24 protein-coding genes are annotated in these 25,095 nt (G+C 54.0%); 19 read left to right on the forward strand and 5 right to left on the reverse strand.

Going from position 1 to position 25,095, the window contains the following annotated elements; genetic code table 11:
- Positions 1–178 precede the first annotated feature (178 nt).
- Both PH7735_RS19000 and PH7735_RS19005 read right to left on the reverse strand, forming a co-directional pair.
- Complete coding sequence (locus PH7735_RS19000) at positions 179–556, reverse strand: DoxX family protein (protein ID WP_058313022.1); 378 nt, start codon at positions 554–556, stop codon at positions 179–181.
- On the reverse strand, positions 553–1,560 hold the full coding sequence (locus PH7735_RS19005; RefSeq protein ID WP_158503269.1) for an AraC family transcriptional regulator: 1,008 nt from the start codon (positions 1,558–1,560) through the stop codon (positions 553–555). The genes PH7735_RS19000 and PH7735_RS19005 overlap by 4 nt, the downstream gene beginning before the upstream one ends.
- Before the next feature lie 240 nt (positions 1,561–1,800).
- On the opposite strand from PH7735_RS19005, the gene PH7735_RS19010 reads away from it, so the two are divergent.
- From PH7735_RS19010 to PH7735_RS19075, 14 genes are all read left to right on the forward strand, one after another.
- On the forward strand, positions 1,801–3,213 hold the full coding sequence (locus PH7735_RS19010) for an amidohydrolase family protein (protein ID WP_058313024.1): 1,413 nt from the start codon (positions 1,801–1,803) through the stop codon (positions 3,211–3,213).
- Between the two features lie 69 nt (positions 3,214–3,282).
- The gene (locus tag PH7735_RS19015) at positions 3,283–3,654 is read left to right on the forward strand and encodes an amidohydrolase family protein (RefSeq protein WP_145865379.1); all 372 of its coding nucleotides are present in this window, start codon (positions 3,283–3,285) and stop codon (positions 3,652–3,654) included.
- The gene (locus PH7735_RS19020; RefSeq protein WP_058313026.1) at positions 3,624–4,673 is read left to right on the forward strand and encodes an amidohydrolase family protein; all 1,050 of its coding nucleotides are present in this window, start codon (positions 3,624–3,626) and stop codon (positions 4,671–4,673) included. The genes PH7735_RS19015 and PH7735_RS19020 overlap by 31 nt, the downstream gene beginning before the upstream one ends.
- A gap of 327 nt (positions 4,674–5,000) precedes the next feature.
- A complete protein-coding gene (locus PH7735_RS19025) occupies positions 5,001–6,251 on the forward strand; it encodes a carbohydrate porin (protein WP_158503271.1) in 1,251 nt (416 codons plus the stop codon).
- 78 nt (positions 6,252–6,329) lie between these two features.
- Positions 6,330–6,713 carry a hypothetical protein gene (locus PH7735_RS19030; RefSeq protein WP_058313028.1) on the forward strand — a complete coding sequence of 128 codons (384 nt, stop codon included), beginning with the start codon at positions 6,330–6,332 and terminating at the stop codon, positions 6,711–6,713.
- 116 nt (positions 6,714–6,829) lie between these two features.
- Positions 6,830–7,654, forward strand: coding sequence for a hypothetical protein (locus PH7735_RS19035; RefSeq protein WP_058313029.1), 825 nt, complete (start codon positions 6,830–6,832; stop codon positions 7,652–7,654).
- A 22-nt stretch (positions 7,655–7,676) separates the two neighbouring features.
- Positions 7,677–8,162: a hypothetical protein gene (locus tag PH7735_RS19040; protein ID WP_058313030.1), complete on the forward strand. Its 486-nt coding sequence runs from the start codon at positions 7,677–7,679 to the stop codon at positions 8,160–8,162.
- Positions 8,163–8,263: 101 nt separating this feature from the next.
- Complete coding sequence (locus tag PH7735_RS19045) at positions 8,264–9,466, forward strand: mechanosensitive ion channel family protein (protein ID WP_058313031.1); 1,203 nt, start codon at positions 8,264–8,266, stop codon at positions 9,464–9,466.
- Positions 9,467–10,864 carry an efflux transporter outer membrane subunit gene (locus PH7735_RS19050; protein ID WP_058313032.1) on the forward strand — a complete coding sequence of 466 codons (1,398 nt, stop codon included), beginning with the start codon at positions 9,467–9,469 and terminating at the stop codon, positions 10,862–10,864.
- Between the two features lies 1 nt (position 10,865).
- A complete protein-coding gene (locus tag PH7735_RS19055; protein WP_058313033.1) occupies positions 10,866–13,574 on the forward strand; it encodes an AsmA family protein in 2,709 nt (902 codons plus the stop codon).
- Positions 13,575–13,628: 54 nt separating this feature from the next.
- Positions 13,629–14,111 (forward strand): hypothetical protein, encoded by a 483-nt coding sequence (locus PH7735_RS19060; protein ID WP_058313034.1) that lies wholly within the window; start codon positions 13,629–13,631, stop codon positions 14,109–14,111.
- Between the two features lie 39 nt (positions 14,112–14,150).
- Positions 14,151–15,806 (forward strand): mechanosensitive ion channel family protein, encoded by a 1,656-nt coding sequence (locus tag PH7735_RS19065; protein ID WP_233488360.1) that lies wholly within the window; start codon positions 14,151–14,153, stop codon positions 15,804–15,806.
- A 225-nt stretch (positions 15,807–16,031) separates the two neighbouring features.
- The gene (locus PH7735_RS19070) at positions 16,032–16,865 is read left to right on the forward strand and encodes a peptidylprolyl isomerase (protein ID WP_058313035.1); all 834 of its coding nucleotides are present in this window, start codon (positions 16,032–16,034) and stop codon (positions 16,863–16,865) included.
- Entirely contained in the window at positions 16,862–17,875 is a 1,014-nt protein-coding gene (locus tag PH7735_RS19075; protein ID WP_058313036.1) for a HupE/UreJ family protein, read from the forward strand. Before PH7735_RS19070 ends, PH7735_RS19075 begins: the two co-directional genes overlap by 4 nt.
- A 57-nt stretch (positions 17,876–17,932) precedes the next feature.
- Here the strand turns inward: PH7735_RS19075 and PH7735_RS19080 are convergent, their stop codons facing one another.
- From PH7735_RS19080 to PH7735_RS19090, 3 genes are read right to left on the reverse strand one after another with little or no spacing between them, the layout of a single operon-like run.
- A complete protein-coding gene (locus tag PH7735_RS19080) occupies positions 17,933–18,739 on the reverse strand; it encodes a transglutaminase family protein (RefSeq protein ID WP_058313037.1) in 807 nt (268 codons plus the stop codon).
- 4 nt (positions 18,740–18,743) lie between these two features.
- A complete protein-coding gene (locus PH7735_RS19085) occupies positions 18,744–19,688 on the reverse strand; it encodes an alpha-E domain-containing protein (RefSeq protein WP_306341235.1) in 945 nt (314 codons plus the stop codon).
- 4 nt (positions 19,689–19,692) lie between these two features.
- A complete protein-coding gene (locus PH7735_RS19090) occupies positions 19,693–21,120 on the reverse strand; it encodes a circularly permuted type 2 ATP-grasp protein (RefSeq protein ID WP_058313038.1) in 1,428 nt (475 codons plus the stop codon).
- Positions 21,121–21,567: 447 nt separating this feature from the next.
- Here PH7735_RS19090 and truB point away from each other — a divergent pair, with 447 nt between their 5' ends.
- From truB to PH7735_RS19115, 5 genes are all read left to right on the forward strand, one after another.
- Positions 21,568–22,479, forward strand: a complete 912-nt coding sequence (gene truB, locus PH7735_RS19095) for a tRNA pseudouridine(55) synthase TruB (protein WP_058313194.1) — start codon at positions 21,568–21,570, stop codon at positions 22,477–22,479.
- 42 nt (positions 22,480–22,521) lie between these two features.
- On the forward strand, positions 22,522–23,043 hold the full coding sequence (locus tag PH7735_RS19100; protein WP_058313039.1) for a DUF1643 domain-containing protein: 522 nt from the start codon (positions 22,522–22,524) through the stop codon (positions 23,041–23,043).
- Positions 23,044–23,138: 95 nt separating this feature from the next.
- Positions 23,139–24,173 (forward strand): calcium-binding protein, encoded by a 1,035-nt coding sequence (locus PH7735_RS19105; RefSeq protein WP_158503273.1) that lies wholly within the window; start codon positions 23,139–23,141, stop codon positions 24,171–24,173.
- 145 nt (positions 24,174–24,318) lie between these two features.
- Positions 24,319–24,588 (forward strand): 30S ribosomal protein S15, encoded by a 270-nt coding sequence (gene rpsO, locus PH7735_RS19110; protein ID WP_058313041.1) that lies wholly within the window; start codon positions 24,319–24,321, stop codon positions 24,586–24,588.
- Positions 24,589–24,756: 168 nt separating this feature from the next.
- A complete protein-coding gene (locus tag PH7735_RS19115) occupies positions 24,757–25,074 on the forward strand; it encodes a hypothetical protein (RefSeq protein ID WP_145865381.1) in 318 nt (105 codons plus the stop codon).
- The last annotated feature ends 21 nt before the right edge of the window (positions 25,075–25,095 follow it).

Here is a 25,095-nt window from a genome sequence, read left to right on the forward strand (position 1 = left end):
CTCGTCAGGCTCATAACCTGAAGGTCGTAGGTTCAAATCCTACCCCCGCAACCAAATCAAATACACTCGTCTCCTAGCCGCCCAAGGGCGGCTTGCCGCGCTTCCAAGGGGGGAAGTGTTGAAGCGCGGTAAGCGCAACGAAGAAACAGGATGATCTCGGTAAACTAGAGAGGCGTTCCTAAGTTGCCTGCCAAGCAATTGTCGGCAGTGGCTGCTTGGTAGCCCAGAGCACGGAAGATGAAAGTGTTAGGGTTATCATCGCGGGAACGCCTTGTTTCCAGGTGTCAAAGATCAGGTGACATCCGATTGCGCCAACCGATGTTGCCATCAGGGCCAGGGCGCCCAGCGGTCCCCAGAACGCATCCGAGAACCAGATGGAAACTGCCCCGAATAGTTCGAAAATCCCGACAAGCCTCATGATGGTCCGATTCAACCTATAGCTTTCGAACATTTCAAGCTGGACCCGGAATATAGTGTCCTGCCACCCGAATATCTTGATTGAACTGGCAAAAAGAAAGAAGGCCGATAAAACACCGGTAATAATTGAAAGAGTCATTTCGAAACTTCCTTTTGGCTGCGGAATTGGCTGGGTGAAAGGCCGGTTTTCTTTTTGAACGCACGTGAGAAGGCGGTTGCGTCGGAATAGCCAAGCCCAAGTGCAATTTCATGAATGGTCGCTCCGGAATTGTGAAGTTTGAACTGGGCTATTTCCAATCTCAGATCGGTCAGAACATCGGAAATGGTTGTGCCATGATCGGCAAGGCGACGTCCAAGCGTCGACTTGGTGTAGCCGCAGATGTCTGCCGCTGCATCGGCTTTCAGACCTTTGCCCCAGATATGAGGCTTGAGAATACTGCGGGTGGCTTCGACAAAATCCGGCGCCAAATGGGCCTCTAGAGGCGTGGCCTCCGCGCGAGAGGCTTCTGGATCCCGGATACGGTGAATCGGATGCGACAACCACGCGGCTGGAAACTGAATTGAAAACCCTGTGCCGTCGTTCTTAAGCAATGTCGCGCCGTGGAAAGGCTTTGGAAGAAGCGCGGGGTCCGCCGTTTGCACCAGAACTCTTGTTGGTTCCCAATTCTGGTCCACAATTTTACGCAGTAGCCCAACCCATAACCCCACCATGAACGCATCGCTGTGCGCGGGCGAAACTTTGGTAGAGAAATTCCGCCTTGCCCCAAACCGGGCGGTCGCATTTTCCACGACCAGACCTTGTGTGATTAGCGTGGTGTCGTTTGCAACGGCTTGAACGAAGCGGATCAATAGATCTGCAAGGTTTGATGCGTGGCTTAGCTGATCGCCGAAAACGAGCATTTTTTGCAGGTCCACACTCGCCCCGATGGACGCACAAAGCGTTGGGTTGCCGGTCAACTCCGCGGCTTCCGAATAAATACGATAGACCGTCTCGTTCTGGACATATGTATCCGCATCGGAAAGATCCGTGTCCTTCAATTCGTGCTGCGCGAGTAGCGAAGGAACATCCAGCCCAAGCGTGTTGAGGCGCTTTAGAACAGGCAGCAAGATTGTACCGCGAACCATAGGAATTGAAGTCGGCATATCAGGGTTTCTCTGAGTGTAGACGTGACAATGGCCCATCTAAGATATGCGATTTAGCACGAAACGCACACAAAAGATGACATTTCAATGCATAATTCGGCGATAGATGGCGCCAAATGTCATGGTGAGAATTTGCAATTCGGGCACACTCTCTCTCGACGGGCATGATTCATTGGAAGGCAAAATGGGTAGGGCTTGCCCCCGCTTAAGGCTTCAATGGCGATAGGGAGAGAAAAGCTAATGACACACATGAGACACAATGCGCTTGCCGCGCTTACTTTGGTTTTGGCCAGTGCAAGCCAGACAGTTGCCCAAGACGCGCCAGAACAAACATTGTTCACCAATGTGCATGTCTTTGACGGCGTGAACGAAGCACGGGTCGAAAACGCAAGCGTTCTGGTCGAAGGCAATCTGATCAAACAGGTTTCGACCGAGGCAATTGACGCTCCGAACGCCACCGTGATTAACGGCGGCGGACGCACGCTGATGCCTGGGCTCATAGAAAGCCATGTTCATTTGAATTTGCAGCACATGGTCGGCGGCTATGACACAATCGAGTCGCGTGATTGGCAGGAAATTGGGGCAATGGCGGCCTACGCCGCTCAAAGCCTCTTGATGGACGGCTTCACTACGGTGAGGGATCCGGGCGCCACTCAAGACGGGATCAAACGTGCAATCGACCGTGGCGATGCAATTGGTCCCCGGATCTATGCCTCTACTGCAGTTATCAGCCAGACCTCCGGGCATGGGGATTTCCGGTTGCGCGGACAAACGCGCCTCGATGATCGTTATACCTTTAAGGCCGCCGAGTTGGGCATGACCCATATCGTAGATGGCTATGACGCGACGCTTAGCGCCACACGCCAAAACCTTGCGAATGGGGCCGTGTTTAACAAGATGATGCTGAGCGGTGGTGTGTTTTCCTCCAAAGATCCGCTTCACACAGTGCAGGGTACCGACGATGAAGTCCGCGCTGTTGTCGAAGCGTCAGCGGCTTGGGGAACCTATGCAACGGCTCATGTAAACAATCCGCGTGATATTCAGCGCGGCCTCCGACTTGGACTGGGTGAAATCATGCATGGCCAGTTTCTCGACGAAGAAACCGCAGCAATGATGGAAGAGGCCGGAGTTTTCTACAATCCGCAACTCTCGGTGTCTTCCCTAGAAGCGATTGAGCGCACGTTCGGGCCGGAGCCTTCTGTCAACAAATCAAAGTCTTTACAGGTCGCCGAGGGAATGGCACGCATTCCAGACATCCTTTTGAAGTTCCCGAACCTCTTGGACAAGACGACTTTCGGCGTCGATACAGTTACCGTGACACCTGCAAACGCGATGCGAAATCGTGATCACGAAATCTGGTTCTGGGCCGACAAGTTTGGCAACCTGCAGACCCTAAAGTCCATGACATCTATCGGTGGAGATCTCGCGGCTCTGACCGGGCTGCTGAACCCGTATGCTGCGGGTCCTCTCGGGGTGATCCAAGAAGGGGCTTATGCGGATATCCTGTTAATTGACGGTAACCCGCTGGAGGACATCACGTTGATCGGTGGAAGCCAAGAATTATTCGACGCTCCAGATCGAAAACCGGGTGAGATTGAGGCAATGGTCCTCATCATGAAAGACGGCGTGATCTACAAGAATACACTCAACTGAGTGTCGCGCGGGGTGAACCTTACCTCGGCACCCTGCGTAAAAGATGTCTGATTTATGGGAGTGAGAGACATGCGATTTAAGAGAAGAATGGCTGCTTTTGCGAGCCTGGCTGCATTTACCGCCACGGTATCTGTTGCGCAGGAGGCCGCGCCCCAAACTCTGTTCATCAACGTCCATGTTTTTGACGGGATAAGCGACACACGGATCGAAAATGCGAGCGTTCTGATCGAAGGCAACCTGATTAAAGAGGTGTCGGCCGCGTCCATCGAGGCGCCAGAGGCCACCATGATCGACGGCGGCGGACGCACTCTGATGCCCGGTTTGATCGACAGCCATGTTCACCTGAACCTGACCGGATTGTTTTCGAGTTTTGGGGGCGCAGAATACGCCAACTGGGATGGCATTGCGCGATGGCGGTCGCAAACGCGCGCGATTATCTGATGGATGGCTATACAACTGTCAGAGATGCTTGTGGCCAAGGCGATGCCATGAAAAAGCTGATCGACCAAGATATCCTCGTCGGTCCCCGCATTTACCCGAGCGGGGCTTGTATCGGCCCGCGGTCCGGCCACACGGATTGGCGCAGTCCCCGTGACCGTGCCGAAGGCGGCCCTGTCGCACAGGTTGAGGAACTTAACCTTGCGGTTGTTGCAGATGGCGTTGACGAGATCAGATCCGCCGCGCGCAGAAATCTGAGCTATGGCGCAACTCAGATTAAACTCACGGTCGGCGGTGGCGTTTCCTCAGAATTGGATCCGCTTTGGTCCGTGGGATACAGCGTGGCAGAAATCAAAGCAGCAGTGGATGTCGCAGCCTTTTATGATACCTATGCCTTCACGCACGCCTACACGGACGAGACCGTCCAAATGGCTTTGGATGCCGGCGTAAAGGTCATTGAACACGGCCAGATGGTTTCGGAGGAAACTGTGAAGCGTATGGCCGACGAAGGGATATTCTGGTCCCACAACACTGCTGGTTTTTCGCCAATCCTTTTTATGCATCCCAACTTTGCTCCGGGCACGCCCTCGGGCACAAAACTGGCGGTTGCGCATGACCAAAGCAAAGATCTCATTGAACTGGTCAAAAAGTACAAACCCAAGGTCGTCCACAATGTGGATACCGTTCTGTCCTCAATCGGCGCCGCACGCGCGCATCGCGACTTTGAAAAGTACCAGTTCGCCGATTGGTTTGGAAATCACGCCATGCTGATGTCGGCCACATCGACGCCCGGCGAGTTGGCCCAGCTTACGGGACAACGCAATCCCTACCCGGAAAAGCTGGGTGTGATCGAAGCAGGCGCCTATGCCGATATCCTGATCGTTGATGGCAATCCTCTGGAAGACGTTTCCGTCTTGGGCGCGCAGCCCAAGTGGTTTGACGCCGAGCCGCGCGAAGAAGGTCACAAGAGCATCCGCGTGATCATGAAAGACGGCAAGATCTACAAGAACACGCTGGATTGATCCCGATTGCGGGCGGGGACAGGCCCCCCTGCCGATCATCACAGATGTAGAGTTAACAAATTGAACACGTCCCTATATGCCCTGCTGGCCGAATTGATGACCCTCGCCACACCAGCTTTTGCGCGGCAACCCAGTGATGAGGATATATCGACTTGCATCGAGAAACTTGTCGAAATGCCCCCCGTTCGATGCTGAGGCGGCTGTCCGTGTTCTTGAAAAGGAACACGGCTGGAACGCGGACGACATCCTTGGCGTGATGGACAGAAATCTGATGCGGTGGGGAGCTGAAATAAACCAATGTGGTTTTGGCAAAGCGAAAGAAATGCTGTGAAGAAGGTAGCGAAACACATCATAACGTATAGTTTTGCAATTCTGATGGCGGGGACCGCCACGGCCGAAAGTTCCGGCCCCTTGGGGCATCTGGAAAGCAGCGCCCAACAGGGGATTGGCGGTCCGGCATCTGTCGGAGCCCAACAAGAGAACGATCGCCAGCGGTTCGACAATTCGTCCCGTTGGTCATCTTTGGATCGGTCCATGGACGGGATTGAAGACCGCAAGGCCGCCTTAGCCGCGCGCACAGGGCTTTCTCTCAGTTTCGACTATACGGCGCTGTACCAGCACAGTTCTGAAAGCAGCACAGGTCGGGACGATGCCGCCTCTGGCCAATTGCGGATGCTGGGCTCTTGGGAGATTTTGAACCGTGGAGGGAACAACCCCGGCAAATTTGTTTTTGCGCTCGAACATCGCCACAAACTGGGCACCGATATTTCCCCTGCCGAACTGGCAGGCAACATTCCCTATAACGGCGCGACAGCTGTGACGTTCGGCGCGCCGGGTTCAATCCTGTCGGTGGCGTATTGGCAGCAGACACTTGGCAACGGACGCGGAGGCTTTGTGGCAGGGCGCATCGATCCGGGCGATTACACCGATATTCTGGGGCACGTGAACCCGCGCACTACGTTTTCGAATTTTGCAGTGTTGTTCAGCCCTGTGACGCCCATTCCAGACCCGGGTTTCGGGATTGGCGGTGGCGGGTTTCTGACCGATCAGGTCTATGCGCTTGGGGTTGTTTCGGACGCCAACGGGTCTCTGAGTGATGTGGAATGGTTCCCGGGTGGTGCAGAGCTTTACGCCTATGCCGAGCTGGGCTGGACGCCGTCCCCGTCAAAACGCTATCTGACCAACGTCCATGTCGGCGCTTTTCATACAGACGCAAAATCGGATGCAGGGGTGGCATCGAACAAGGGTATCCTGCTGTCTGCGAACCACACAATTGACGAAAACATGATGCTGTTTGGGCGACTGGGGTGGGCAGAAGGCGGAGGCCTTTTGGCAGAAAAGTCTGCGAATGCCGGCTTTATGTGGCGCCCCGGGCTTTATGACGACCTCTTCGGTTTTGGCGTTACAGTGTCAGAGCCACCCGGTGGCGGGGCCACTCAAACGACCGCAGAGGCGTTCTATCGAATGGACCTTGCGGACAACCTCGCATTGACAGGAGACCTTCAGTACCTGAACAATCCCAGTAACGGTCTGGATGATGCATGGGTGTTCGGACTGCGATTGAGATGGAACATCTAGTCTCAAAGCAAAACACAGTGTTGTTTAACGATTTGCCGACGGTTTCTGAAAAATTGAATATCTTAGGGGAGGAAACAAATGAAGTTCCTGAAAGCTACAGTGATTGTTGTTGTCGCTTGTTTTGCGCTTGTCGCGGCTGACGCGGCGTCTGCGAAAGACAACAAGCCCAACAAGGGCGGTAAGAAAAAAGATGGCGTAAGCCTTCAGATCGAAGACAAGCCGGGCAAAAAGGCAAAGGGAGCTAAAGCCATCCCCCCCGGCCAAATCAAAAGATATACGCGAGGGGCAAAGCTGCCCTCGGATTTGAACTACAAAGACATCGGCGATCTGTCCAAATGGAAGCTGGGCGAACCCGGCAAGGGCAACCGGTATATTCGGGTTGATGATGAAATCCTCGAAGTCACAGATGACCTGTCCACGGTCGTGGATGCCGTAGGCATCGTTGGAGACTTGCTTAAATAGCAGTTCAAGCCAGATATCGAACACCTCTGGGCAAAAACTACCTCGGTTGTCCGGAGGGTGGCCGAGGTGACCGCCCCAGCGGAACCTCGGCCCAACGTCTACTACGGGATAAAACCATGCTGAAATCATTTCATTTTGCACCGTTAGTTTGTTTGTGGGTCGGTATGGCTGCTGCTCAAGTCGGGCCAAACATCGATGAGTTGGCCAAAGAGCTGTCCAATCCCGGCGCAGCCAATGCGACGCTGAATTTCAAGTTCGAGTATCGCACGTTTGACGGGGCGCTGCCCGGCGCAGATGACCAAGATAGTTTTACCGCCACTTTCCAGCCCGTGTTCCCGTTCGTTCTTGAAAACGGCAACAACCTGATTTTCCGGCCCGCGCTTCCCTATGTGGCTGGGCAGCCTTCGTTCAATTCGGGCACGAACAGTTTTGACACGACCAGCCAATTCGGAGACGTGCCTTATGATCTGCTTTATTCTTGGGGCAGCAACGGGTGGACCTTTGGTGCGGGTGTTGTCGGATCGGTTCCCACCAACAGTTCTATTTCTTCTGAAAACTGGCTTTTGGGGCCTTCGTTTCTGGCGGTCAGACCGACTGATTGGGGCATCTGGGGGCTTTTCCCGTTTCACAATGAAAAGATTGGCGGAAGCGGACAGGATGTTTCGGTTACATCCTTACAGTACTTTCTTTTTGCGAGCCTGAAGGATGGCTGGCAGGTCGGTATGGGGCCGACCATTACTTATGACTGGAACGCGGCATCAGGGCAGGAGTGGACCGTGCCTGTTGGTCTGACCGTGGCCAAAACGACGGCGATCGGCAATCAGCTGGTCAAGATAAACGCGGGTATCGAGTACAACGTCGTGAGACCGGATGCTTTTGCATCCGATTGGAAGTTTACGTTCACATTTAGTCCGGTTGTAAAAAATCCGTTCCAAAAGTGAAGCGATTGGGGGAGGAGATAATATGAACAAAATTGTCATTGGGATACTCGGTGTTGGTATCCTTGTCGTTGGGGCCATTGTTTTGATGCCCGAAAAAGAACCTACAGTTCAGGACAAGTTAAAAGAAGCCAAAGAAAGCCTCTCCGAGGCGGCAGAGTTGGCAAAAGAAGCCGCGGAAGAACAGGCAGAAGAAATTGGTGCCGAGCTGGAAGAAACGCTCGCAAATGCCAAACAGTCAACTTTGGACGTTGTTGCGGACCTTCAGGACTCCGCAACAGAGACCGCGTTGAACCTTGCCAAACTTCAGGACGACATAAAAACCGAGTTTGACGAAGGTGGCGCGCTGAACATTGAAGGATATGACCCTTCACAGGCCGCCGCCGCGTTAGAAGATATTGGTTTGAACAAAGACGCGGCCACATCCCTTTCCGAGTGGTTGACCGAACTCTATGAAACTCCGGAAAAAGCAGACGAAGCCATTTCTGACTTCCTCGACAAGTTGAAGTGAGGGCCGCTGTGTTTCATCGTGTTTTCGTTCAGACGAGGCCTCTGCGGTCACTCGTGTATGTTCTATTTGTTGTCATCTTAGGCAGTTTGGCTTCGGTTGGAATGGCGGCTTCGCCAGAGTTGCAGGCCAAAGCTGCGGACAAAACGGTTTCCAGCAATGCTCTCAAAAACTACATCGTTCCACTCACGGCGGATGAATTGTCAAACCTTGCAGGCATTTGGCAGGATCATCTTTCCCAATCCATCGAGACTTATATCGAGCTGAATGCCAGCCTTGAGGGCCTTGATGAAAACGTTGCCCACAAAGTGCGTGAACAGATTACAACTCTGTCAGACACGCATTCGGTCTATTCCGAAAACTATCAACTTGTCTTGAATGGCTGGCTGGCAAAGGGAGGGGCGGCTGACGATGTCGCGACACACCAAAGCTATCTGGATGCGGTTAGCACGGCCACTTTGCGGGCAACCGATGTGCGAACACTGTTCTCGCTTGCAACCAATTGGTTGATCTCCAAAGACGGCGGTCTGGGGCTGTTGCTTCAGTTGGGCGTCTTCATTGTGGCCTTTGTGGTTTTGTTGTTCGTTGCCCGCTTCGTGCGCAAAACCGTTTCCAAAGGGCTCGAGCGCCTACCGGCGATGTCCCGGCTGTTGAAAAAGTTTGTCCTGACTGTTGTCTATTGGATCACGATCATTGTTGGTCTCATGGTCGCTTTGGGGCTGGCCGGTGTGAACGTCACGCCCATGTTTGCGGTGTTTGGCGGCCTGAGCTTTATTCTCGGTTTTGCCTTGCAGGACACCTTGGGAAATCTCGCCAGTGGCTTGATGATCATGGTGTTGAAACCGTTTGATACCGGAGATTACATCGAGATTTCCGGCGCGAGTGGGAACGTCGATGCCATGTCGATTGTGTCGACCCAAATCCGGACCTTCGACAACCAGATCATTGTGGTGCCGAATTCCAAAATCTGGGGGGACGTGATCACCAATGTCAGCGCTGCCAAAACACGTCGGGTCGATCTGGTGTTCGGGATCGCCTATTCCGACAATGCCAGTCAGGCCGTTGAGGTTCTCAAAGGTTTGGTTGCCAATGATCCGAGATGCCTCAAGGAACCTGTGCCAGAGATTTTTGTAGGAGAGTTGGGCGACAGCTCGGTCAACCTGTTTTGCCGGCCATGGGTCGCAACAGAAGATTATTGGGATGTGTACTGGGGGCTGACGGGCGCGGCGAAAGAGGCGTTTGACCAAGAAGGCATCTCCATTCCGTTTCCACAGCGCGATGTTCACCTTATTTCCAATGAGAGTTGAATGTCGTCTCACCCCTCTGGCAACAGGGACCTGCGGATGAACCGGCGCAATACGGTTATGGGACTTGTTGCCTTTTCAACGGTTGGATGCGCGGCGGGCGATGATTTTGTTCCACCGACAATGGACCTGTCGGATAGTTTTTTGAAAAGGGGCAGCGGACCGGCTCGGACCAATGACGCCAAATGGTGGCTGGCGTTCAACGATCCCATCATCAATCAAGTCGTCGAATTGGGGTTGCAGCAAAATCTGGATGTGCGCCGGATCGCGGCAAGGATTGAACAGTCACAGGGCATTCTCGACGGAGCAGGTTTTCCGATTTCGGGAAACGCACGGGTTGCGGAAAGCAAAATCAATTCAGGAGGGGGAGACCCGACAACGCAGACCGGTTTTGTACGCGCCGAAGCAACTTGGAAAATCGATCTGTTTGGTCGCCTGAGACGTGAACGCGAAGCGGCCTTTGCCCGGCTGGAGGCAGCTTATGCGGATCTTGATATCTGGCGGTTGCTGTTCGTGGACGAAGTGGTGTCCGCCTATATTGACCTGCGATATACCCAAGAACTTTTGCGCATTCAGATGCGGGTTCTGGAAAGTCGCGAAGAAACCTTGGAGGCCACCATCAAGCTTTCAGGTGAAGGAAAGGCCACTGATCTTGAGATCGCACAGGCCCGTTCGCTGGTTTTGACCACAAGGGCAAACATTCCTGAAACGCGGGTTCTGTTTATCAGGATGATGAACAGAATTATCGCTTTGGTCGGTGCCACCGAAATTCCGGGGCGGGAAAAGTTCGACGCACGCGCGCCTCAGCCGGTTGCCAAGACGCATGTGGTTTCCACCGGAGTGCCTGCCGATTTGTTGCGGAACCGGCCGGATATTGTACGCGCGGAACAGCGATTGGCAGAAGCGGTGGGCCTGTTGGGGGTGGCGGAAGCAGATTTGTATCCAAATCTCGTTTTGACTGGTAACGTAAACCTGAATGTCAGCGGTTCAGAAATTCTGCCCGGCGCGGGTTTCTTGCGGTTGGGGTTCGATGTGCCGCTTTTCGATTTGCCTGTGCGCAAGGCCAAGATCGAAACTGCGAAAGGTCTGGTCAACGAACGTCAGGCCGAATGGGAGAAAGAAGTCGTTCTTGCGGTCGAGGAGGTCCGCAATGCGATGTTCGCTCTTGATCAGCACCAGAAGGCCGCTCGGGCTGCCAAAGAGGCTGTGGGGGCCTCGAACAAGGTGCTTGAAATTGCCCGCAAGCGGTTTGCCGACGGGTCGGTATCGTTTCTTCAGGTGCTGGATGCAGAGCGTTCCTTTCTGAGCACTGAGAATGCTTATGCGTTGGACGTACGCAATCAGGCGATTGATTTCGTGGATTTGAACGTCGCTTTGGGTGGAAGTTTCGGGAGGGGATAAAATGGCACGGTTCACAATGAAGGTGGCAAAATGGCTCACGGTTCTCGTGGTCGGTTTGGTCATCATCTGCTGGCTTGTTCTGGCGGCACCGTTTTTTAGCAACCTGCGAAAATCGATTGTTGCTGACGTTTTGACCACGCAAATTGGCCAGCCGTTGATTGTTGAAGGCGATGTCAGGGTTGTTGTCGGGCGCACGACTTTTGTCCATGTCAGCGACGTTCATATCCCAAGCACAAATATCGATGACCTGAACCTTGCCGAATTGAAACTGCTGGAATGGGAACTCAATCTGGCGGCGTTGTTTAGTGGCCGGATTGATCTTGATAACCTTACGCTGGACGGGCTTCAGGCCAATGCGATTACCCAAAGCGACGGAACAACAAGTTGGGTAAAGCGTACACCACAGCCAGCGGTCGAGGCGCCCTCTTCCTCAACGGACGAACAGCCGGTGGAAGAGGCGGTCCCTGCATCAGCTTCCCCTTCTATCTATAGCTTCCTGAGCGACAAGACGGTCACATTTACCAACATTGGTCTGGTCTTCAGCAATGAACTTTCCGGTTTTGATTTCGATTTCAAACTGGGGTCCATTCTGCTGGAACAGCTACAGGGCGGGGATCTCGTTTCCGTTACAGGAGGCGGCACCGTGAACGGGGAAGAGTTCACACTGGATGGGAAATATCCTGCTGGCGAACCGTTCACCAACGTTCTCAATTTCGGGGATATCGTGGTATCCTATGACGGAAGCGTCATCGCGCCCGAACAAGGCGGCGGATACGAAGCCACGCTTGAAATGGATACAGGTGAAATCGGAGAAGTCTTCGACGTCCTTGGGCTGGAGCGCAGCTTTGAGGGGGCGGGCGATCTGAGCGCCCACATCACGAGCCAGCCCGGACTGCTGGCCATTCAGGATCTGCAATCGGTTCTGGACCTGAGCAAAGGCCAACAGATTTCAGTGACAGGTAAGGTCGACAATTTGGTTGATCAGTCCGGCTTTGACGTCAAAGCAGAAGCCCGCCTGCATCCAGAAGGGCAGCCGCCTGCCAATGCGGATTCCCTCAAAGATCTGAAACTGACGCGCATCGTGGCACGGGTCGTGAGCGAAGACGGAAACCTCGAATTCAAAAAGCTGGTGATACGCACAAATGCCTTTGATCAAGGGCTGAACAAGGTCGGCCCGATTTCGATCGGGCGCATCTACCGGACCGAAGAAAAAACCCTAGGGCTTGCAGATGTGAACCTTCAGGCCGGCCCCAAAGACGCGCCCTACATCACGGCTTCGGGGGGCGTCGGAGACATCTTCAAATTCAAAGAAGTGGATCTCGCGGGCACTTTGTCCGGCCCCGCCTCTTTGTTGCTCAAATCCCTGAGTGAAGAAGAGGCCGCCAAATTTGGCAGGGTTGGTGCCGAATTCGAAATCTCGGATGAAGCAGGGCATCTGAGTTTGACAAAGCTGACAGCGGCGACCGAAGGCACGGACCTGTGGTTCCTCAAAGCAGATGTCGCGGTTGAAAACGTTGCGCAACTGGACGGGCTGAAAACGGCTGTCGGAATTGGAATTACAGACACGGCCAGTTTTCTCGAAGCTTTGAAACTTGATCCCATAGACGTGGGCAAAGTCGAATTCGGCGTGGCGCTGGAAGGACAGGTCGAAACTGCCGACCTAGAGTTGGTTTTCAACGCTGGTGGAAGCGATCTCAAGACGAATATTTCGGTGGACCTGAGTGAACAGATCAACGTGATCAGGGGCAAGGTCCTGAGCGAACGCATCAGATTGGAGGATTTGCGCGACGGCACCAAAGCGCTGGTCCAGTTGGGCGAGGCGGCTGAGAGTAAGGGTGCTGAGTCCGGCGAACCAGAACCCGAAGATGACAGGCCCCCAATTCAACCTCTGGTTCTGGAAGAGGAAAGCGATGTTCTGGATCTAGAGCGTATCCTGACGGAAACCGATCTCGAGATCGAACTGGAGCTAAAGGAATTTGTGGGTGAGGCCGGCTCGTCCTCGATGAGCAGCACGTTCACCGCCAAAGAAGGCCAGATTAACGCGGGCCCGATCGAGCTTTTTTATGGCCCCGGCTTTTTCAAGGTCACAGCCATGATGGACGCGGTCGAAGACCCTGAACGGTTGCGCGTGTCCGGCTCTACCAGCGGATGGGACTTTGGAAAGATACTGGACGCGGTTGGATTGGGAATTGATGCCAACGGAACGCTAAATGCCGCCTTTGACGTCACCGGCAATATCTCGTCCGGAAAGACATTCGTCAACTCAATGGCAGGATCGGCCTCTCTCAATATGGGAACGGGATCAATCGCCACCAGCCTTCTTGAGTTGGCAGGGCTCGGGGTTTTTCCGTGGCTCTTTTCTAACGAGCTTTCCGAAGGAAAAACCACCATCGTCTGTGTGAAGGCCCCTGTCCAATTGCGGTCCGGACAGGTGCGTTTTGATTCAGTGGTTGCCGAGACCAAAAGCGTTCAGCTTGTCGCCAAGGGCGAGGTCGACTGGGTCGGTGATCGTATCCAGATCAGGGCAGAACCGCGGCGCGTCGGTGACCCTTTGGCCCGCAGCGCATGGCCGTTTGATGTGACGGGAAAACTGTCTGATCCACAGTTCAAGCTGGATGTTGGCGGGTCTCGCAGCAGACGTGCGGACGGAGCGGACCAGATGCCAGCCAACCGTGTGCCTTGTCAGCCCGATATCCTGCAACTCGAGTAGATCTGCCAGAAGCCCGGAAGGAACCCTTGTGTTGCGCAGTAATGGAGAAATTAGATGAAAAAGGGACTTGTTCTTGCTCTCGTATTTGTCGCCGGTGGCAGCTTGGCCGCCCCCCATGTGGATCATGGCGTATCCGGAGAGTGGGCCATCAGGGTCAATCCCGACAATGGCAACGGGTGCTATATGCAAAAGGCTTTTCAGACGGGTACGGTTGTGCTTGTCGGTGTGGCCCCCGATGCGAACGGGGCCTATTTTTCCGCCTATAATCCAGAGTGGACTCACATTATCGAAGGCGACACCGGAAGCGTGTTGCTTGATTTCGGAGATGCACGGTTTCAAGGCGAAGTTGTCGGTGACACGCACGAAGGCAGTCTTGGTGGATATGCCTTTTTCGACAATCCGGAGTTCGTAACAGAATTCGCCAAACGCCAGTCAGTCATAATCACCGGAAGCAAAGGGTCGACCGAAGAGATCGACCTTTCGGGCAGCAGCAAAGCCATTGCGGCGGTGAGAGCATGTCAGGCTGAACAGACCTAAAAAGGGTCGTGGGCTTTTTGAGCAATAGGGGAGACAAAAATGAATACATCTATGATGGTAGGCCGGTGCCTGCGAAATATGCTGCTCTGGCTGTGTCTCACCCTTGCCATGATATCCCCCTCCTGGGCACAGAATGCGCCCGAGACCGAACCGGAAGAGGCGGGATTGGCAGCCGACGATGAAGACGCGTTTGCGGCTCCGGTTGTTGTTGATGGGGAAGAGTTGTTTGTTGTACGCGGGTCTTCTGCCCTGCCTGCAACTGCGCGCGCAGAGAAGGTTCAGGAACGCCTTGAAGCTGTAGCCGAAGCCTCAGATGCGACCGAGGTTGATGTCAAACTTCTGGAAAACGAATTTGGCATCGAGATCCAGATTGATGGCCGCATGATCACCATCACAACCCAAGCGGATGCCGCATACGAAAAGTTCGATTTGGATATTCTTGCCGGTCTTCAGGCCGAAGCGATTGAGAAGGCCATTTTGGCATATCGGGATGACCGTTCCGGTGCCGCGCGGGTTGGAAGCGCCTTTGCCGCCATTATCTGGACACTCCTTTTTGCGGGCATTTCCGTTCTGTTTTTCCGGAAACGGCAACAATTGGTTGAATTCGTAACTCGCACAATCCGGAAACAATTCGCGACAGTCGAAGAGAAAACTCAGGCTGTCATCAGGGGAAAAGCGATTGCAGCGATTGCCGGATACCTCGTGAATGTGATGCTGTGGGTCGGCTACCTTGCTTTGTTTTACTACTACCTGTCCTTTGTTTTGTTGTCTTTTGCCGAAACGCGCCCTGTTGCGGAACTGTTGCTTAACTATGTGAGCCAACCTCTCGCCAATTTTGCGCGTGGCGTGATTGGGTTTATTCCCAACCTTATCGTGCTGGGCATTATCGCCGCCATAACACGCACGGTCTTGCAGGCGGTCGCCCTATTCTTCAGCAATCTTGAACAGGGTATCTTTGCACTGGGAGATTTTGAAAAACACTGGATCGCACCTACAAATATGCTGGTGCGGCTGGTGGTGGTGATCGTCGCTTTGGTTTTTGCCTACCCCTATATTCCCGGGTCTGACTCGCGCGCGTTCCAAGGTCTCACGATCCTTGCGGGCGTCATGCTTTCCCTCGGGTCCAACACTGTGGTCAGCAACATGATGGCCGGTCTTTTTGTAATCTACAGACGCAGCACAAATATCGGAGACCGTGTGCAAATTGGCGATAAAACCGGAGACGTCGTCGAAATCAAATTGATGGAGACCCTGATCAGGTCCACCAAGAACGAACTGGTCAGTATCCCCAATTCCCAGTTGCTGAACTCTGAAGTTGTCAATCTGACGCGCAAGATCGATGGCAGGGGCCTTCTTGTCCACACTACCGTGGGGATCGGATATGAAGAGCCGCCTGCAAAAGTCGATGCCATGCTGATCGAGGCCGCAAGACGCACCAAGGGATTGAAGAGGTCGCCGCCCCCGTTCGTGCTTTGGAACAAACTCGCGGATTTTGCGATCAACTACGAAATCAACGCCTTTACGTCGCGGGGTGAAGAGCTTCCGAAAATCCTGTCAGATCTGCATCGCAACATCGTCGCGGTGTTCAACGAAAACAACACCCAGATTATGACGCCGTTCTACACCGCGGATCCAGAAGTGCCAAAGGTCCCCGACACGGAATGGGATGGCACCCTGAACGGGGATGAAAAATAGGGGCAGATGAAGCGGATCGTTCTGGGTGACGCGCCAAAAAGAGCTTCATGAAAGATGAACTGCTTAGCTCTTCCTTGAAATCAGGCTTCCTAAACGAATTGGCGACCTGCCCCCAACGATGGTGGCCTAATTTTGAAATAACGATGCGCGCGCCCCACCCGCTATTGAAGCACAGTTGCATTCTGGTACGCTATCCCGGAACTGAATAAAAAACTAAGTGATCTGATGCGCATTTTCCGCGAACCGCTATTCCACTTCTTTCTTCTCGGCTTGCTGATTTTCGGGTGGTTTTTCTTTCTCAATCCGCCCGCCCCAAACGAAGGCGATGACAGTAAGATCGTGATCGATAATCAAGACGTCGAACGGCTGAGTTCACAGTTCGAGAACACATGGCGACGACGTCCGACGCCTGATGAAATGGAGCGTATTCTCGAGGCGATGGTCAGAGAGGAAGTTCTTGTTCGTGAGGCCACCAAACTGGGTTTCGATCAAGGTGACAGCGTCGTGCGGGCGCGTTTGGCCAAGAAGATGGAGTTTTTGACCACTTCTCTTGCGCAATCGATGGTTCCCGAAGACAGCGTTCTGATCGCGTATTTTAACGAAAATGCCGACGCGTATTCGCTCCCGCCCGAGATTGCTTTTGAACAATTGCTTTTGATACATGGCGATGATCCTGACCGAGTGTTGGCCGCCCTCGCAGAAGGTGAGGCGCGCGCGAACCTCGAAAAAGTGTCACTTCTTCCAATTTCAATGTCTTTGTCTTCGCTCACGGCGGTCGACAACACATTTGGGCGCGGTTTTTTTGCGCAAATTGAAGAGTTGCCAAAGCAGCAATGGACAGGGCCGGTGACCTCGGGGTTCGGCGCTCATCTTGTTTTGGTGACAGAGGTTAAGCCGGCTGCTTTGCCAGAGTTTGAAAGCATACGAGAAACTGTTTTGCTTGATTGGCGTCGTGAGCAGTCTGAAATCCTTACGGTTGCACAACTCGAGGTGTTGAAATCTCAATACGAGATCGAAACACCGGATGCCGAAGTCTTGGCAGAATGGTCATTGCAATGAGTTTTTTGCGGCAGGTTTTCGTCACGCTGTTTCTTGTCTTGGCAGGAGTAACCAGCGCCTCTGCCCATGCGTTAGAGCCGGGGTATCTCCAGATGACCCAGCTCACTCCGGAAACATGGCAGGTGTTTTGGCGCAAACCGGATGTAACCGGCGCGCCCATGAAAATCACGGCCCGCTTGCCCGAGACATGTTCACCTGCAGAAGGGGACGCGCCGAAATTTGACGGGTCGGCTTGGGTCTCTTCCTGGTTGGCCGAGTGCCCATCCGGCATCGCGGGCGCAACAATTTCAATTCCCGGACTGGAAGCTCAACGCACAGACGTTTTGTTGCGCATGCAAAGTCTTGATTTGCCGTTAACGACAATCCGGCTGACCCCCAATGAAATCGCCTATACCGTGCCGGAAACGCTGACGGGTGGAGAGGTCTTTGCAAGCTATCTCGGGTTGGGGTTCGAGCATATTCTTGAAGGTTGGGATCACCTTCTTTTTGTGTTTGCGCTGCTTGTTCTGATACGGGATTTTCGCCGTCTCGTCGGTGCGATCACGGCCTTTACAATTGCACATTCCATAACGCTTGCTCTGGCATCAATGGGGCTTATCCAGGTGCCCGGCCCGCCTGTCGAATCCATCATTGCGCTGTCCATTGTGTTTTTGGCGATTGAAATCCTGAAACACGAGCAGGGGCAATACAGGCTGTCCGAACGGTATCCTTGGGTGGTTTCGTTCAGCTTTGGATTGCTGCACGGATTGGGGTTTGCAGGGGCGCTTTCGGATATCGGTTTGCCCTACGGAGAAATTCCAACGGCCTTGCTTGCGTTTAACGTGGGGGTCGAGCTTGGTCAGTTGACTTTTGTTGTCGCGGTCTTGGCCTTTTACGCCGTGGTGCGTGCGGCGCTTCCGGCCGTTGGACGACAATTCAGAACGGCCCACACACCCGGAAACATCTTCATGGGCTATGCCATTGGCGGGGTTGCAACGTTTTGGCTTGTCGAACGGGTTTCCGGCTTTTGATACGGACTGCTGCGCAAGCCGGATTTGGTTCACGAACCTAAAGCCGCAACAAGGGCGCTATTGCTGGACCTGTAAGGTCACCTGCAAGCTTTCCTGACCTTCGCCCTGGCGTATGCCCTGAATAGGTGCGGCGTCTTTATAGTCACGTCCCGTAGCGACACGCACATACCGTCCATCTGGTGAAATGCCGTTGGAAACGTCAAAGCCGATCCAGCCAAGGCTCTCTGTCCACACTTCGCACCAAGCGTGGCTGGCATCCTGTTGGTCCTGACCGTCCATGAACAGATAGCCACTCACGTATCGTGCGGGATAGTCCAGATCTCGGGCCACGGCGATCATGATGTGGGCATGATCCTGACACACGCCATGCCCTGATGTGAGCGCGACCTCGGCTGTAGTGGTGCTGTCGGTCTCTCCGGTTTCATAGGTCACGGCCTCAAGGATAAGCGACGACAGAAAATGAAGGCGGGTGATTTCGTCCATTTCTGTTGTTTCGTGACGAATGCGCGCGGCGAGTTGACGGATATGGTTGCCTGCGGCCGTCAAAGGTGTCGGGCATTTGAACAACCACAATGGTGCAAACCCAGAATGCCCACCAACCACACCGTGGCGGTCTTCGACCTCGACAATACCTTTACTTATGATCTCGACTTCGGTGGCACCGGGGTCGACCTTGACCAACTCGGTCTGGTTCACAAACTGATCTTCGAACACGGCTTGCTTTTCGCCGCCGTTGATAAAGGATTCCCATTCAACGACGGTTTGACCGTGGCCGGAACGCGGGATCAGGCGCAGCTGTTGAAGGGCATAATGCACAGGCGTGTCATACCGATAGGTGGTCACGTGGGTGATTGTTAGTTTCATAGCTTTAACCGTAGAACCGGAAGTCAGTTTCGATCAACCGGGACAATTGGGTTGTATCCTTTATGAAGTCGCCAAGGAATTCGTGCAGCCCATCCTGAAAAATCGTATCAACCGTGTTTTCAGACATCCGGTTGCATATCGACTGTGCCAAGGCATGGCTTTCATGGTCAGACCTATATTCAAGTTCAAGCTGCTGTAGTTGCTGACCAATTTTGCGGTAACAAAACGCCAGAGAGCGTGGTTGCCGCTCGTCGAAAATCATGAAGTCCGCAATACCCAGAGGTGTGGTTTCACCTGCGTGCAGCCATCGGTACGACCGTTCGGCGGACACGGATCGCAGGATGACTTCCCACTGCGCGTTGTCGATGCTTGTGCCGACAAAGGCCGCTGACGGCAGCAGGACATAGTATTTTACGTCCAGAATACGGGCCGTATTGTCCGCCCGTTCGACGAACGTGCCAAGGCGTGAAAACGAAAAGATATCATTGCGCAACATGGTGCCGTGCAACGCGCCGCGCACGACCGAAGTGCGATACCGTATCGTGGCCAGAACGTCATGCAGCGTGCTTTCGTTGACCGGGCGGGCCAGCTCTGCCTTGAGCGCCATCCAGCATTCATTGGTGGCTTCCCAGACTTCGCTGGACAATGCAGTGCGCACCATGCGTGCATTCGAACGGGCCAGATCAATCGTTGCCATAACGCTTGAGGGGTTGTCCTTATCCCTCAGCAAAAAGTTGATGACCTGATGGGCCGTATAATCGTCGTACTTTTGTTCGTAAGTGGGCCTCATGCCAGCAGTTGTGACAATGGATTGCCACTCATTTGATCCACTGTTCGCGCGTGTCAGCGCCATACGCCAGCCCGCTTCCAGCAAGCGCGCCGTGTTTTCGGCCCGTTCCAGATTGCGGAACATCCAGTACAAGCCACCTGCGGTTTTCCCAAGCATCATGGCCTTAGTCCCCCAATACCCAAGTGTCTTTTGTGCCGCCGCCCTGAGAAGAGTTCACAACGAGCGAGCCTTTCTTGAGCGCAACACGCGTCAAGCCGCCGGGTGTGATGTCGATCCTGTTTGGCGAGACCAGAACAAAGGGTCGCAAATCAACATGACGCGGAGCAAGGCCGGCCTTGGACAGGATCGGCACCGTCGAAAGAGCCAGAGTTGGCTGGGCGATATAGTTCGCAGGATTGGCGCGAAGCTTTGTTTCGAACGCTGCCAGTTCCCGTTTGCTTGCCGCAGGACCGACAAGCATTCCGTACCCGCCAGAGCCGTGGACCTCTTTCACAACAAGTTCTTTGAGGTTTTCGAGAACGTATGACAAGGAATCTGCTTCGGAACAGCGCCATGTTGGTACGTTTTTCAGGATCGCCTGTTCGCCCGTGTAAAACTCTACAATGTCGGGCATGTAGGAATAGAGCGCCTTGTCATCTGCAATCCCGGTGCCGGGGGCATTGGCCAGCGTGATATTTCCCGCGCGATAGACATCCATAATGCCCGGAACACCCAAAAGGCTGTCAGGATTGAAGGTGAGAGGATCAAGATATTCATCATCGACACGCCGATAAAGGACATCGATCGATTGATACCCTTGTGTCGTGCGCATGGCGACACGTCCGTTTTCAATCCGCAAGTCGTGGCTCTCGACCAGTTCCGCACCCATCTGGTCGGCAAGGAAGGCATGCTCAAAGTAGGCCGAGTTGTGAATGCCCGGGGTGAGGACCGCTACAACAGGTTTGTTGTTCAAGCTGGTCGTTGGTGCCGTGTCGGACAACGAGCGACGCAACAGTTGCGGATAGGCCGAAACAGGACGCACCTTCAGCTTTGTGAAAAGCTCGGGGAACATCTGAAGCATCGTTTCCCGGTTTTCCAACATGTACGACACACCGGACGGCGTCCGGCAATTGTCTTCCAAAACGAAGAATTCGTCTGGGCCTGTCCGCACCAGATCGACACCTACGATATGGGTGTAGACCCCACCGGGTGGGTTGACGCCGATCATCTCGGGCAAGAAGGCCTCGTTACCGGAAATCAGTTCTTTGGGAATGCGGCCGGCGCGCAGAATTTCCTGACGGTGGTATATGTCATGCAGGAAGGCGTTGATGGCTCTGACGCGCTGTTCAATGCCGCGTTCAAGGCGCGCCCACTCCTGCGCAGAAATAATTCTGGGCACAATATCGAACGGGATCAGGCGCTCGTCGGCCTCATCCTGACCATACACATTAAAGGTGATGCCAATTCTGCGAAAGAACGCTTCGGCGTCTTCCGATTTGCGTCTCAAACGTTTGATGTCATCGTTGCTGAACCAGTCGTAGTAGACCTTGTAGGGGTCTCTCACGTGGTTTTCATCGACCAGCATCTCATCGAAATAATTTGGGTTCTTCATGATTTGAGTTTTGCTGATGGCACGGTGCCCGCAAGTTGTTGGCGGCAACCGGCGGTGCTACAGGGGGTATTCACGCGGGGAGCCGCCTTAAAAATGTGCATGTATCCCAATGATTAATCCCTTTTGGTGAAAAGTCAGCCGTTGCCGACTGTACGTGACGCATTCTGCAAAACGAAACAGAGGTGACCGAAGAATCCGAATTTTGCGGCCAGCACAGATTATGCTAGCCTAGTCGCTGGTTTTGGGAAGGAATATTTTGTGCCAGTATTTCTGAACGAAGTGCCCGAGTTACCTTTGGTGATGCGGGCGAGCAGGTGGAAATCAACGCACCGAATTACCTCTGGAATACTGAGTGGTGAGCGCAGCAAACCGATCCCTTGATTGTATGTTTGACGAAGGCGAGGGAACCGGATACTTCGCCAACTTCAAACTTGCATGGATGGACGAATGGGACGCAAACGCAAAGGTCGCGATATTTCGGGTTGGCTGGTTGTTGATAAACCGGCTGGAATTACCTCGACATCTGTCGTGAACAAAGTGCGCTGGGCAATGGATGCCAAGAAAGCAGGTCATGCGGGCACGCTGGATCCCGACGCAACCGGTGTGTTGGCCGTGGCACTGGGCGAGGCGACCAAAACCGTTCCGTATATTACTGACGCGCTCAAGTGCTACGAGTTCACCGTGCGACTGGGACAGGCCACCAATACGGACGATGCCGAAGGTGAAGTGATCGCGTCTTCCGACATGCGCCCGACCGACGAGGCCATCAAAGAAGCGCTGGGCCAGTTTGTTGGCGACGTCATGCAGGTGCCCCCGAAATTCAGCGCGGTCAAAATCGACGGTCAGCGAGCCTATAAACTGGCGCGCGACGGTGAAGACGTCGAAATTGCCGCGCGGCCTCTTTGGGTCGAGTCCTTGGTCATGCTTGAACGCGAGGACGAAGATCACGTTGTGCTTGAGATGACCTGTGGCAAAGGCGGCTATGTGCGCTCGATTGCGCGGGATCTTGGGCAGGCCCTTGGATGTTTTGGCCATGTGCGCGAATTGCGCCGTGTCTGGTCCGGTCCTTTTGTGGCCGCAGAAGGTCTGACTTTGGAAAAGATCGACGCAATGGCCAAAACAGGAGAGCTTGATGCCTATCTGCAGCCCCTCGAAGTTGCTCTTCGCGATCTGCCAGAAGTAAAATGCACCGCCGAAGGGGCGGTTCGTTTGCGGAACGGAAATCCCGGAATGGTGGTCGCGTATGACGTTGACTATGGAGAAGACGCATGGGCGTCGGTCGACGGCAAACCGGTTGCGGTCGGGGTTTTCAAAGCAGGTGAACTGCATCCGAACCGGGTGTTTGTTTTCCCAGAGTGAGACGCCGGTGCTTCACGGGTCAGTACAGACAATGAGGCCAGCATGATTAGACGAGAACACCAGAAAGACGATGCCGCGTCTTATGCCGATTATTCCGAGTGTGGGACGTATCGTTACGCGTTGACGCGCATTTGGGATGCTGCGGCGCCTCGGGTGGTTTTTATCATGCTGAACCCGTCAAAGGCGACAGAAGTTCAAAACGACCCGACGATTGAACGCTGCGAGCGTCGCGCGCGGGCGCTGGGCTTTGGCGGGTTTCGGGCGGTGAATATCTTTGCACTCCGAGAGACCGATCCTGCGAAACTGCGCAAGCATGCGGCACCCGAAGGCCCAGAAAACGATCAGGCGATTTCTGATGCATGTCATTGGGCCGACCAGATTATTGCGGCATGGGGCGCCCACGGGGACCATTTGAACAGAGGGCATGCCATGCGATTGGTTTTGGCAAACACGCGCCAGCCCATCCATTGTCTGGGTCTCACCAAACACGGCCATCCCCGGCATCCTCTTTACATTGCTTATGCCGAACAGCCGCAGCCATGGGATTTGTCGGCAACTGCGTAGCATGCAATGTGGTGTTAACCATCTGTTGGGAAACAACTTTACCGACTCACACTGACGTGGCCTAATCCCGTTGGGGCATGGTGTGGAGTGGTGTGATGTTGATGCTAGCAAGCCTTGTTGGCTTAATGATGGCTGGTGCGGCTGCGGTCGTGACCTTTGATGACGATGACTTTGCAACAGGTGAAGACGAAGAGGCCGAACTGCCGGAAGCCGATGAACCTGTTTCGGACGCAGACGCGGCCCAGAACCTTGTCGACCTCGTTGGCGAAGACATCAACGCAGACCTTTCGATTGATGCCGCGGCCGAAGACGCACCAATCCAAGGTGTGTCGGATCAGATTCTCTCGGGCAACACACAGCATGAAGTGATCGACGGCGATTCAGGTGATGACCAGATCAACGGCTATGCAGGGGATGATACCCTGGCGGGGGGCGCGGGAGAGGATCATCTTTATGGAAATGATGGCGACGACGTCCTGTTCGGGGATGACGGCGATGATCTCATGCACGGAGAAGAAGGCGAAGACGAAATGAGCGGTGGGGAAGGCGACGACACCATGTTTGGTCATTTTGGCGATGACGTCATGAGTGGCCAACAGGGGGCGGACTCGCTTCATGGCGGATTCGGTGATGACACGTTGTTCGGAGGCATGGGGGATGACGCCTTGCACGGCGGATATGGAGATGACTTCCTTAAAGCTGGCGGAAACGAGGATACCCTGTTTGGGGGTGACGGAAACGACCTGCTGCACGGTATGAATCAAAGCACCGACTACCTGAATGGCGGGGATGGGGACGACGCCCTGTTCGCAGGGCACTCGGATATCCTGACCGGGGGTGACGGGCAGGACAGTTTTTATCTCTCTGATTGGCAGTCGGGTAGCGATAACAGCATCACGATCATGGATTTTAACGCATCAGAAGATCAGTTGATTTTCATGATGGATGGCGAGGATACAGAAAATCCGGAATTGGAAATCAGAACGGATCCGCAAACCCCGCACCAAAGTGGTCTGTTCCTCGAAGGTGAGCAGGTCGCGCTGATCAATAGCGTGAATGGTATTTCGTCCGATGATATCACCTATATTCCTCAGCAAGGGGAGGCCGTGTTGCAGGCCTTGCAATCCTGAGCACGAGATTGCCCCTTTCATTTTAGGGAAATCTGACATATGTGCACGCATCTGGTTCGGGAATCTCTTGGATCAGACATCTCTACGGACCCTGCTGGACGACATCCCGGCTTGTGCCCAACACCTTCAATCATAGGAGACCCCGATGTCGATTACTGCTGAAGAAAAAGCCCGCGTCATGACTGAATTCGCAACCAAAGAAGGCGACACAGGTTCGCCCGAAGTACAGGTTGCTATCTTGTCGTCGCGCATCGCGACTCTGACCGAACACTTCAAAACCCACAAGAAGGACAACCACGGTCGCCGTGGCCTTCTGAAAATGGTTGCTCAGCGCCGTAAGTTGCTGGACTACCTGAAGGGCAAAGAAGAAGCGCGTTATCAGGACCTGATCAAACGCCTCGGCCTGCGCCGCTAATTATACCAAACATTTTGGTATGAATCTGGCCGCTTCCCGTTTCGGGAGGCGGCTTTTTCGTTCGAGACCCCTGCGGCCGAAAAAAGACTGTTTTAGCGCCCAATCGCGCAACGGAAATTCCAGAGCCTCCCGTTTAACAAGGGCCTACATTCCAATCGGAGAGAAATGGTGAAAAAGGTTAAAGTTGTTTCGACAATCGCTGTGGCTGCAGTTTTGTGCGCAACGGTTGCCCAGGCAAATATGGGCGGTGGTGGTGGCAAACCCCCAGCACCTGAATTTGGTAAAATGGCCAAGGATCTCGGCTTAAGCGAAGATCAGGTCAAAAGCTGCTTCCCTAAACCCGCGGCCCAAGGCAATGGCCCGCCCGAGCGTCCTGATATGTCCAAGGTGTCTTCGTGCCTCAAAAAGGGAAACGCCAAGTTGACTGACGGCCAAATCGAAAAAGTTCTGAAAAAGTATGAACCCAATGGCCCTTCGCGCGGATAATATCCGCCTCTTTGTGATCGG

The organism is Shimia thalassica, assembly GCF_001458215.1.
Taxonomy (GTDB): Bacteria; Pseudomonadota; Alphaproteobacteria; order Rhodobacterales; family Rhodobacteraceae; genus Shimia; species Shimia thalassica.